Raw genomic sequence first — 11,943 nt, 5'->3', positions numbered from 1 at the left:
TAAGACAGGCGGCACCTCGGAAGAAGAAATGAATGGATTCATTTCGTTCTTCTCTCGGTTTGCACTATCTTTGCAGAAAATATCATTATTAGAAAAAAAACGATGAGAAGACTTTTAACTACGATACCACTGACATTATTCATCTGCACTATGGCTATGGCGCAGATTTTTCATACAGACAGCTATAGCAGCATACCACCCAAAAGAGAGGTAAGGGCGGTATGGATGACGACAATCGGCGGACTGGACTGGCCCAAGACTTACGCTCATACTCCACGGACGATAGTGAAACAAAAACAGGAACTCACCGCATTGCTCGACCAACTGAAAAAGGCGAACATAAACACTATTCTGCTGCAGACAAGAATCAGAGGCACCGTGATTTATCCGTCTGCCTACGAGCCGTGGGACGGATGCGTATCGGGGAACCCAGGAATGTCGCCTGGCTACGACCCTCTTGCTTTCGCCATAGAAGAATGCCATAAAAGGGGGATGGAGATTCACGCTTGGGTGGTAACCATACCCGTGGGCAGACCAACGGGAACAGGATATAAAGCTCTGAAAAAGAAGCACCCGGAACTACTGATGAAGGTGGGCGACGAGATGTTCATGCGGCCAGAGAAGGCTGCCACGGCGACATATATCGCAAACATATGCAGGGAGATAGCGAAAAACTACGACATCGACGGAATACACCTCGACTACATAAGATATCCGGAGAACCTGAAGCTGAACATCTCCCGTCAGCAGGCTCGGGCTAACATCTCAAACATAGTGAAAAGCATCCACGATGCCGTGAAAGCAGAGAAGCCATGGCTGAAGATGAGCTGTTCGCCTATCGGCAAACGAAACGACCTGAACAGATACAGGAGCCGGGGATGGAACGCTGAGGAGAAAGGTTGTCAGGATGTGGAAAAATGGATGAAAGAGGGATGGATGGACCAGATATACCCCATGATGTATTTCAGAGGAGACAACTTCTTCCCCTTTGCTGCCGACTGGAAGGAGCGAAGCCACGGAAAGACGGTAAGCGCCGGACTGGGAATCTACTTCATGTCGCCACGCGAAGCCAACTGGCCCATCGATGACATAACGAGGGAGATGAATGTCTGCCGGCAGATGGGAATCGGAACAGCAATGTTCCGCAACAAATTCTTCACCGACAACACTAAAGGGATTTTCGACTTCACTGCCAACGAGATGTATTCCTACCCTGCCCTCGTGCCTGAAATGACATGGTATGAACATAAGGCACCGGAGGCTCCTACAGATCTGAGAATCAGCAAAGGAAACGGTGTCGACCACATTTCATGGAACAGACAACCTGCCGACGGAGACAACATATATTATAATGTATATGGCAGCGACGTAGCGCCGGTCGACATCACTGACTCAAGGAATATCATTGCAATGCGAGTGAAGAATCCAGGAGTGACTGTACCGGAATCTAACGTGTTCAGACATTATGCCGTGACGGCAATGGACAGATACGGAAAGGAGAGCGCTGCTCTGCAATCCGACTGTGACCTGTCTGCCGAAGAGGGATTGCAGCACGCCATGCTGATAAGAAACGACGGCAATCGACTGGCATTGCCTTCAAAACCGTCTACTCTCGATGCTCAGTACGTGATTTTCGAAACCGCCACTGGGGTGGTTTTAACTACAAAAGCGTACAACAAGGAGATTTCCGTCAAAGACATTCCTGACGGCATGTACATCGTACGCTCTCTATCAAAGAAGGGCAAGACGCACAGAATCTGCTGGGCTTTCATAAAGAGACTGACTTTAGAATAGTGGCAGATTCAATAATTGAAGGTTAGCGTTGGCTGAATTCTGAAAACAGAAATATGGATATTACAGCAGTTTAAGATATTACATAAAACGGCCTAATGCCCGATTGGGGTTAGAAGTCAATACTTTTATTTTATACATTCTATCAAGAATAAACATACTGCCCCAGAATACAGGAAAAGCGTTGGTTACCAAACAGGTCCAACGCTTTACATCCATTTACACTTAATCTTAAAATCTTATCAAAAGAATGTCATGTGTCAGCTGACAGAAACTTTGCGCACCACATTGCCCACTTTGACAATGTAGCATCCCTTGCGGAGATTCAGCTCATAAGTCTTGTCCACTCCGTCAACCTTTATCCGCTTGACAGGAGCTCCCGACACGTCGTAGATAGACAGAGTCTGACCATTAGCATTGGTAATACGCAATCGCGTCTGACCGTTACCGTCGGATATGACGCGAAGCGAAATGCCGCCCTTCTGGCCGTCATAGTCAGTCTCTATTATCTCAATAGCCGGATCGGCATGGGCTACCACCGGCATGCTCATAAACCCTAAGGCAAAAATGATATAATAAATCTTCCTCATAATCGATAACGTTTTAATTTCTGCAAAAATACAATTTATTTCAAAATAAAACAAGCCTGAAAGACATATTTTTACATTACAACGATTAAAATACCCACAAATAATGATTTTTATGGCCAACGACATCATGGACAAATTATAATAATTACCTTTGCAACCATAAACAATATCACGACAAATGACTGATTTCATCATTGAAGAGGAAACAAGAAAAAGGATTATGTATCTCGCGGAGAAATACGAGACAAAGGATTTCCTGCCTGCCGACCCGAGTTCGTTCATGCACAAAGTGGAGGGCAAGGCAAACAGGGAAGCTATGGCTTTCATCGCTTCATGCCTTAGCTATGGATCGAGGAAACAGTTCTTTCCGAAGATACAGTTTCTGCTCGATGACGCAAGAGGTGATGTTGACCATTGGGTGCGCCACGGCGGATGGAAAACCTGTCTTCCCGACTCCACCGACTGCTATTACCGGCTGTACACCTGTCACGACATGTGCTGTCTGCTATCGGCATATCAAACGATGCTGACTGAATACGGAAGCATGAAGGAATACGTAAGGAGGAATGCATCCACGGGGTTAGAGGCGGTTGACGCCATCTGCCGCTTCTTCTCTGTCTATGGAGCAAGCAAGATTGTCCCTAAAAACACATCATCGGCCTGCAAACGGATGTGTATGTTCCTGCGATGGATGGTGCGCACGGACTCACCCGTAGACCTTGGCCTGTGGGCTGACATCATAGACCGCCGCAGTCTTATCATGCCGCTCGACACACATGTGGTGCAGGAGGCACAACGCATGAATCTGCTGCAGAGCCGCACGGCATCAATGACCACCGCCCGCCGGCTTACAGACACCATGCTCAAGATATTCCCCGACGACCCGCTAAAAGGCGACTTCGCCCTATTCGGACTGGGAGTGGACGAAGGAAATGAATCCTGACCGAGCGGATAAGGCATAGCATATCCTTTACGTAAAATTTACGTTGACTTTCCTATCCATCTATTATGCAATACCCAGGTTTTAGAAAGTACGCTTTATTAAACGTACGTTACACGTTCACATACAGGGATATTAATTTAGAAACGGCTACCCAATGATTGTATTGCGCCGACAATTATAAAATTAGCATATCTCTACATGTGGTCGATTGTTATGATTCAAAAGATGTATATTATTTAGAGCGAATCACAAGAGAGAGTCTACAACATTCGTCTTATACCACACAGCCGCCTGCGCCATCGTGTCCTTTAGGTCATTGATAATCTGCATGTGGTTGTCTTGGGTGATAGTAATATGCCGCTCGGGGTGTTGCCCGTCATGGTCGCCGCTCGTCAGATGGATAATACAGAATGTGCGGTCGGTATCATGGTGAGCCACCATTCCCCGCTCCTTCAGAATTGCCATCGTACTCTCAAAATCAGCCGGAGTAGTAGGCACCACCTGCAACACGCTCCAAGGATATTCCTGTGCCGTAAGGAGCGTGTGTCCTTGCTGCTGACTGAGTTGGAAGGAATGAACTGTCTTTGATGTTATCATACATTTTTATTTTTTTCGTGCTACAAAGTTACTGCTTTTCTATCTAAAATGTTTCTTCAAGGATATTATTTTTATTCAAGCTTCTGATTCAGGAAAAGACATTACCGCCCCCAATGACCGATTGAGGGTAAAGTCAAAGCAGACAACAAACACGCTTTTTATTCTGTCTAACCCTATAGTTTTCGTATCATATCTATATGACTTACGCATCGTATATATATGACTTACGCCAGTACTCTTACGGAAATTACTGCAGTACTTACGTAAGAGTACTACAGTACCTGGCGGAGAGTACCGGAACAAATTACAGCCTTTGGATAAAATTCTGACGCCCGGAAGCGAGAAAGATTCCCCCACTTCGCTCGATTAATCGTATTTTTATGCTATATTTGCAAAATACTTAGCTGCACTCGGCAAATTGAGAGTAAACTCTCTTTGCACTCGTTTGCAAAGTATTTGCACAATATAATGGAGACAACGAAATTCAGAACGACAACGTACATTATGGAAATGTTTTCCGAACGTACTTATTTGTTGACTTTGAGAAATTCGGTAACTTTCCATTTGGGAATGACTTAAGAAGCCGATAAAGATCATTTAAATATATATGGCGACAAAGGAAAATAAAGATAAAAGGAAAAGAAAAGCTACCGGCAAGAAGAAAGCCAAGGTTTCGCATATCATAAAGCCTGACAACCTTTCGATGGAAGAATGGCAGGTGAAGCTCAGAAGACAAATCGCTGAACCTGCCAAGCTAAAGATACGCTGTGTAGACGATGAGCTATGCCCCGGAGAATATCTCGTGGACAATCCTCTGACTGCAAATGAATACAAGGTGGTATACCGAGGTGCTAACAGCGAATGGAACTATTGCTCCTGCTGGGACTTCAAGACATCAAGGTTGGGAACATGCAAGCACATTGAAGCTGTGAAAAAATGGCTGGGGACGAGAAAGGAATATCGAGTTCACAGAGAGATTCCGCCATACACGTCGGTCTATCTTTCATACAGGGAAGAACGGTGCGTGAAGATACGCATCGGAGCGGACAACAAGGAAGAATATGAGAAGCTGGCAAAGGATTATTTCGACGAGGACTCTGTGTTGAAGGAGTCTGCCTTCTACACCTTCGGCGACTTCCTGAACCAGGCAAAGAGAATCAGCGACACATTCAGATGCTATAAAGATGCGACTGACTTCATACTTGACTTCAGGGCGAGAAAGGCAAGGAAGGATATCGTGGCGACTTACGGCGACGAAGAGCTTGACGCTCTGCTCAATGCCAATCTTTATCCCTATCAGAAAGAGGGAATACGCTTCGCAGCAAGAGCCGGCAAGGCTATTATCGCCGACGAGATGGGACTGGGCAAGACCATTCAGGCTATCGGCACCGCCGAACTGCTGAGAAAAGAGGGACTCATAGAGTCTGTACTCATACTCTGCCCCACTTCACTGAAATACCAATGGAGAAGCGAAATAAAGAAATTCACGGATGCTGACGTATACGTGATTGAAGGCGGACACTTGAAAAGGAAAGAGGCATACTGCCGTAAGGAGACATACAAGATTGTGTCGTACAACAGCGCATGCAACGACATCAGGATTCTCGGAAAACTACAGACCGACATGCTCATCATGGACGAGGTGCAACGGTTGAAGAACTGGAATACACAGATTTCGAGGGCGGCAAGGAAAATAGAATCCGACTATGCCGTCATCCTGTCTGGCACGCCGTTGGAGAACAAGCTCGACGAACTGTATTCCATAGTAGAGTTTGCAGACAACTTCCGACTCGCACCGTATTACAAGTTCAAGGAAGAACATATCGTGAGCGACGAGACTGGCAAGATATTAGGCTACAAGGGACTGAACAATATAGGAAAACAACTGAGCGACATTCTTATCAGACGGCGCAAGAAGGACGTGAAGCTGCAGATGCCAAGCAGGATTGACAAGAACCTCTTCGTGCCTATGACGAAAGAACAGATGGGTATGCACTCCGAATGGCAGAACCAGGTGAGAATGCTTGTCATGAAATGGCAGAAGCATCACTTCCTGTCGGAGAAAGACCGCAACAGGCTCCTGCTCCATCTTTCACAGATGAGAATGGTATGCGACAGCAGCTATATCCTGGACCAGAAGACGAGATACGACACCAAGGTGGACGAATGTATCAACCTCATCAGCGACATCGTTTGCGAGGAGGGAGAAAAGGTGGTGGTGTTCAGCCAATGGGAGCGGATGACCCGACTTGTGGCTAAGGAACTGAGAAAGAAAGGCATAGGCTTTGAGTATCTGCATGGAGGAGTGCCATCGGAAAAGAGGAAGGATATGGTGGACAACTTCACGAACAATGCCGAAAGTCGCGTTTTCCTTTCCACCGATGCTGGAAGCACAGGACTGAATCTTCAGGTTGCAGCCACTATAATCAACATCGACCTGCCATGGAATCCGGCTGTGCTTGAGCAGCGCATCGGACGCATATACAGGTTGGGACAACAAAGCAACATACAGGTCATCAACCTTGTAGCACCCCACTCCATCGAGGAAACGATGGTGGGCAAGTTGAGGTTCAAGACATCGATGTTTGAAGGAGTGCTCGACAACGGAGAGGATTCCATCTTTGCCGACGACAACAAATTCGGCAAGATTATGGAGACTGTCAGCAGCTTCGTATCAGAGGAGGAAAACAACACGCCGGATGAGAATGAGAACAACACAACCTCCACGGCAGAAGCTATTGTCGCAGCAGAAGAAAATGAGGAAGCCGCAAAAGAAAACAACACAACACCTGAAGAGGACTATAACACAGAAGGCATGCCGCATAACGCAGAATACTTGTCTGACGGAAACGAAACAGACGACAGACAGACTGCCATGAACGAAACCTTTGACAACGAGCCAAACAAATCCCACAAAAAGGCACATCCTAAAGAACTTGTGGAGCAAGGAATATCGTTCCTCTCCGGATTGGCAAAGACTCTGAAATCTCCCGAAGCCACTGCTGCCCTCGTTGACTCCATAACGGAGAAAAACGAAAAGACAGGAGAGACATCGATTAAAATTCCTGTTGAAAGTAAGGAAACGGTAACCAACCTCCTCACTCTTATCGGAAAACTATTTGCAAATCAATAATTAGCAAGACTATTATAATACCCTACAGAAATGCCGCCTTAGCCATCACGGCTAAAGCGGCATTGTCAGTAATTCTATTATGGTTTCAGAATTCTTATTCTATTACTACGAGTGGAGTATCCTCCATCACGCTCTCACCGACCTGAACAAGAACGGCTGTCACCTTGCCAGCCTTCTCTGCCTCAAGGTTGTTTGCCATCTTCATTGCCTCAAGTACGACAACGGTATCACCAACAGCAACTTCGTCGCCAACAGCAACGTTGATCTCTCTTACTACTCCAGGCAGTGGTGCCTTCAGAGCATTGTTGGTGTTCACTGTTGCAGCAGAAGCTGAAGAAGACTCTGCCGCAGGCTGTGGCTGAGCAACAGGCTTTACTACAACCTTCTTCTTCTCAGGCTCTGGCTCCTTCTCCATCTCAACACTATAGTTCTCGCCATTTACAGCGACGGTGGCAATATTCTCAACGATGTCAACAATCTGGACATCATACTTGTTGCCATTGATAGTATATTTGTATTCTTTCATCTCTGTGTAATTATTTTTGAGGTTTGTTAGTCATGCGCAGCAGATGAGACTCCCAATCAGAGTGTCTCTCCTTGATTGTGATAATGCCCGGCTCCTTGTCATGCACATTGTTTCCTTTGAACTCATGCAATGCCAAAGCTATCGCCGCATATACCTCATTATTTGTTTTTCCCATACTATATACTCTATTTGTAATTATCCGCCACGGAAACATAACAGCACCGTGGCAGATAAAGATTTCAAATTACATAGGAATATTTCCGTGCTTCTTAGCTGGCAGGTTGTCACGCTTAGTAGCAAGCTGAGCCAAACCGCGGCAGATGCGGAAACGAGTGTTGCGAGGCTCAATCACATCATCAATGTAGCCATACTTGGCTGCCTGATATGGATTAGCGAACATCTCGGTGTACTCCTCTTCCTTCTCTGCAAGGAATGCCTTAGGATCCTCATGAGTCTTTGCCTCCTTGGCACAAAGCACAGAAACGGCACCGCTTGCACCCATAACAGCAATCTCTGCTGATGGCCATGCATAGTTGAGGTCGGTACGCAACTGCTTGCAACCCATAACGATGTGGCTACCACCATAGCTCTTACGCAATGTAACGGTAATCTTTGGCACTGTAGCCTCTCCGTAAGCATAAAGCAATTTTGCTCCGTGGAGAATTACAGCATTGTACTCCTGACCTGTACCTGGCAAGAATCCAGGAACGTCAACGAGGCTGACGATTGGAATATTGAAAGCGTCGCAGAAACGAACGAAACGAGCACCCTTGCGGCTTGCATTAACGTCAAGTACACCTGCATAGCATGATGGCTGGTTGGCTACGACACCAACGCTCTGTCCGTTGAAGCGGGCGAAACCAACGATGATGTTCTTTGCGAACTTAGGCTGAACCTCAAAAAATTCGCCATTGTCAACAATTGCTCCGATAACCTTATACATGTCGTATGCCATGTTAGGATCGTCAGGAATGATGTCGTTGAGAGAATCCTCCATACGGTTGATAGGATCTGTGCACTCCTTACGTGGAGCCTCCTCCATATTGTTAGAAGGAATGTAGCTCAAGAGTGTCTTGATCATCTCCATAGCCTCTTCCTCTGTAGCTGCTGTGAAGTGAGTCACACCACTCTTTGTAGAGTGTACGCTTGCACCACCTAGGTGCTCCTGGTCGATATCCTCACCCGTAACAGTCTTCACAACCTTAGGACCAGTCAAGAACATGTATGATGTGTTCTCCATCATAAGAGTGAAGTCAGTCAATGCTGGAGAATAAACAGAACCTCCGGCACAAGGACCGAAGATACCACTAATCTGCGGAATTACACCTGAAGCAAGGATGTTACGCTCGAAAATCTCAGCATATCCTGCCAATGCGTTGATTCCCTCCTGGATACGTGCGCCACCGGAGTCGTTGATACCGATTACCGGTGCACCCATCTTCATACCCATATCCATGACCTTGCAGATCTTCTGAGCCATAGTCTCTGAGAGAGATCCACCATTTACGGTGAAGTCCTGAGCGAAGATGTATACGAGACGACCATCGATAGTTCCGCTTCCGGCTACAACACCGTCACCGAGGAACTGCTTCTTCTCCATACCGAAATTGGTACAACGATGAAGCTTGAACATGTCAAACTCCTCAAAGCTGCCCTCATCAAGGAGCATGTCGATACGCTCACGCGCTGTATATTTTCCACGAGCGTGCTGCTTCTCGATAGCTTTCTCTCCGCCACCCAAGCGAGCTTCTTCACGCTTAGCGATCAATTGCTTGATTTTCTCTAATTGCTTACTCATAATTAATTTATAATTATTAAAAAACTGTTCTTTACCTTTTTAGTGCTCGCACAATTCTGTGAGAATTCCGCATGTTGATTTAGGATGCAAGAAAGCGATATTCAAGTTCTCAGCTCCCTTACGAGGAGCCTTGTCGATAAGACGTACTCCCTTTCCATCACACTCTGCCAATGCATTTGCCACGCCATCCTCAATGCAGAAAGCAACGTGGTGAACACCATGATTGCCCTTGTCGAGCCATTTCTGGATAGTACTGTCTGGAGATGTCGGCTCCAGCAATTCCAGCTTAACCTCACCACACTTCAAAAAAGCTGTCTTCACCTTCTGATCCGCAACCTCTTCTACTGCGTAGCACTCAAGTCCCAAAACGTCTTTGAAATACGGAAGAGCTTCCTCAATGCTCGGAACTGCTATTCCTAAATGTTCGATGTGTGAAATTTTCATATTATTATTGTTATAATTAATATTGCAAAGTTACATATTTTATTTCTACCACACAATCTTTTGCCGTTTTTTACATTTATTCAAGACTTTTTTTCTACGGCAATTGTCAATATGTAAGATTGAGTTGACAGATATGACATTTCAACAGTAATACCGCGCTTTAAATTATCTATTGTAAATCGTCCCTCAAGATTTCCATCATTGCGTATGCCATGCGTCCGCATCTCCTGAAATGCCAGCCTGTCATCGCTATGCAGCTTATACAGTGTTTCTTTTGCACACCAGCACAAAAGAAGTTCTTTCACTGTTGTCAGCGATTCATCCTCGCGCAAGAAACGTCTGGCTATCCGCATCACCCTGTCGTTCATGTATTCCATATCAACAGCAACGTTATGTTTTTTCGAAACAATGACAACGGCATACCCCCTGGTATGACTGATGCCGATTTCATAACCGTTGTCAAGAAACGGGCGTCCGGCATCGTTATGTTCCACAGGTACAGCCTGACCAAACATACTCTCAAGCAAAGCTGCTACAGCCAAGCGCTCAAGGCGTCGAGTCTGCGACTTCATAGATGAGATGTCTGGCAGCAGACTATAAAGCGAAGGATTGGCATGCAGGATTTCGTCCTCGCTCTCATCCATACGCCACAAGCCAACTTGCACATCACTGGGCGTTGTTATACTAAGTGGAATTCTTGGCATAATCAGTATTATGGATTACTGTTTTTCATCACCTTTCACTTCTTTAGCGTCACGCAAAATGACCTTCAGAGTGGCGATGCGGCGCTCCTTGACATCCAACACCTCGAAGACGAAGTTTGAATGTTCAAATTTTTCATGCACCTTAGGGAAATCCCCCTTCATCTCCAACACTAGACCAGCAAGGGTATCAGCCTCACCTTCAACGTCTGAGAATTCATCATCAGGGACATTCAATATCCTGCAGAAATCACTCAAGGGGGTCTTGCCATCAAATATGAATGTATTGTTGTTTATCCGTCTGTAGGTTTTCTCATCTTCATCATATTCATCGCGAATCTCACCTACGATTTCCTCCAGCACGTCTTCTAGAGTCACAATGCCACTGGTTCCACCAAATTCATCAACCACTATAGCAATGTGTATTCGGTTATTCTGGAACTCCCTCAACAAATCATCAATTTTCTTGGTCTCCGGAACGAAATAAGGTGGACGGATGAGACTCTGCCACCTGAAGCTGTCCGGTTTTCCGATATGCAACAGAAGATCCTTGATATACAAAACACCACGAATATTATCTGTATTATCCTGATATACCGGTATCCTACTGTAGTTATTATCCACGATGCTACTAATGACCTTGGAGAACGGTGACTTTATATCAATGTCAACTACATCCTTACGACTTGTCATGATCTCCTTCACCGTCTCGTCTCCAAAACGTATGATACCCTGAAGCATACTCTTCTCATCCTTAATGTCATCTTTGTCAGTGAGTTCCAGAGCCTGCCCGAGTTCATCAACGCTCAGAACATGATTTTCCTTCTGCAAAAGACTGTCGGCAAGCACACGACTTCTCAACAATATGTTTTCTATCGGCCAGAACATCTTTCTTGCCACCAAGACACCACCCACGGCATGACGGCAGAACTGCAATGCATTCTGACGAGCAAAGACCTTAGGCATTATCTCACCGAAAAGAAGCAACAGAAAAGTCAAAAGTACTGTTATGCAAACGAACTGCAACCAATAGGCGTTGCCAAAATCAATCAACGACCCAAAAACATAGTTGCAAAGCATAATGATGGTTACATTCACGAAATTGTTTGTCACCAATATCGTGGCAAGCGTACGCTCACTGTCCTTACGGAGCTTGTCTATCCCCAAATCTTTCGGATTCTTCTCCGTATCCATTTCATTGAGATCCGAAGGAGTAAGACTAAAAAACGCTATCTCAGAACCGCTTGCAAAGGCAGAAGCGCCTAATAAGACAACAGCAAGTAAAGAAGCAATTACCACCCCTAACGTAGGGGTATTAAAGGAAACCTCCTCAAAAGCCTGCTGTAAAAATGATATATCCAATTTTACTAAAATTTAATCAGTTTCATAAAGCCCAAAGGAACAACGCTCTATCAACCAA

The 11,943-nt window shown here is 45.6% G+C and carries 11 protein-coding genes; 3 read left to right on the top strand and 8 right to left on the bottom strand.

Annotated features, from left to right (window positions below; all coding sequences use genetic code 11):
• Positions 1 to 102: 102 nt before the first annotated feature.
• Positions 103 to 1,794 (top strand): glycoside hydrolase family 10 protein, encoded by a 1,692-nt coding sequence (locus tag ACDC99_RS03340; protein WP_022317084.1) that lies wholly within the window; start codon positions 103 to 105, stop codon positions 1,792 to 1,794.
• A 257-nt stretch (positions 1,795 to 2,051) separates the two neighbouring features.
• Here ACDC99_RS03340 and ACDC99_RS03335 read toward each other — a convergent pair whose 3' ends face one another.
• Positions 2,052 to 2,381 (bottom strand): T9SS type A sorting domain-containing protein, encoded by a 330-nt coding sequence (locus ACDC99_RS03335; protein WP_022317086.1) that lies wholly within the window; start codon positions 2,379 to 2,381, stop codon positions 2,052 to 2,054.
• 178 nt (positions 2,382 to 2,559) lie between these two features.
• Between ACDC99_RS03335 and ACDC99_RS03330 the strand changes: the two genes are divergently transcribed.
• Positions 2,560 to 3,324 carry a TIGR02757 family protein gene (locus tag ACDC99_RS03330; protein ID WP_022317087.1) on the top strand — a complete coding sequence of 255 codons (765 nt, stop codon included), beginning with the start codon at positions 2,560 to 2,562 and terminating at the stop codon, positions 3,322 to 3,324.
• A gap of 246 nt (positions 3,325 to 3,570) precedes the next feature.
• Here ACDC99_RS03330 and ACDC99_RS03325 read toward each other — a convergent pair whose 3' ends face one another.
• On the bottom strand, positions 3,571 to 3,921 hold the full coding sequence (locus tag ACDC99_RS03325) for a hypothetical protein (protein WP_022317088.1): 351 nt from the start codon (positions 3,919 to 3,921) through the stop codon (positions 3,571 to 3,573).
• 607 nt (positions 3,922 to 4,528) lie between these two features.
• On the opposite strand from ACDC99_RS03325, the gene ACDC99_RS03320 reads away from it, so the two are divergent.
• Entirely contained in the window at positions 4,529 to 7,054 is a 2,526-nt protein-coding gene (locus tag ACDC99_RS03320) for a DEAD/DEAH box helicase (RefSeq protein WP_370755818.1), read from the top strand.
• A 94-nt stretch (positions 7,055 to 7,148) separates the two neighbouring features.
• Here ACDC99_RS03320 and ACDC99_RS03315 read toward each other — a convergent pair whose 3' ends face one another.
• From ACDC99_RS03315 to gldE, 6 genes are all read right to left on the bottom strand, one after another.
• Positions 7,149 to 7,580 (bottom strand): acyl-CoA carboxylase biotin carboxyl carrier protein subunit, encoded by a 432-nt coding sequence (locus ACDC99_RS03315; RefSeq protein WP_022317090.1) that lies wholly within the window; start codon positions 7,578 to 7,580, stop codon positions 7,149 to 7,151.
• Positions 7,581 to 7,590: 10 nt separating this feature from the next.
• On the bottom strand, positions 7,591 to 7,755 hold the full coding sequence (locus ACDC99_RS03310; protein ID WP_022317091.1) for a hypothetical protein: 165 nt from the start codon (positions 7,753 to 7,755) through the stop codon (positions 7,591 to 7,593).
• 69 nt (positions 7,756 to 7,824) lie between these two features.
• On the bottom strand, positions 7,825 to 9,378 hold the full coding sequence (locus ACDC99_RS03305; protein ID WP_022317092.1) for an acyl-CoA carboxylase subunit beta: 1,554 nt from the start codon (positions 9,376 to 9,378) through the stop codon (positions 7,825 to 7,827).
• A gap of 39 nt (positions 9,379 to 9,417) precedes the next feature.
• On the bottom strand, positions 9,418 to 9,822 hold the full coding sequence (gene mce / locus ACDC99_RS03300) for a methylmalonyl-CoA epimerase (RefSeq protein ID WP_022317093.1): 405 nt from the start codon (positions 9,820 to 9,822) through the stop codon (positions 9,418 to 9,420).
• Between the two features lie 80 nt (positions 9,823 to 9,902).
• Complete coding sequence (locus tag ACDC99_RS03295; protein ID WP_022317094.1) at positions 9,903 to 10,526, bottom strand: 4'-phosphopantetheinyl transferase family protein; 624 nt, start codon at positions 10,524 to 10,526, stop codon at positions 9,903 to 9,905.
• A gap of 15 nt (positions 10,527 to 10,541) precedes the next feature.
• Positions 10,542 to 11,885, bottom strand: coding sequence for a gliding motility-associated protein GldE (gene gldE / locus ACDC99_RS03290; RefSeq protein WP_044064637.1), 1,344 nt, complete (start codon positions 11,883 to 11,885; stop codon positions 10,542 to 10,544).
• Between the last annotated feature and the right edge of the window lie 58 nt (positions 11,886 to 11,943).

Source organism: Prevotella pectinovora (assembly GCF_041323955.1).
Lineage (GTDB): Bacteria > Bacteroidota > Bacteroidia > Bacteroidales > Bacteroidaceae > Prevotella > Prevotella pectinovora.
The sequence above is the reverse complement of the archived record's forward strand: the minus strand, read 5'-3'. Positions and strand labels throughout refer to the sequence as shown.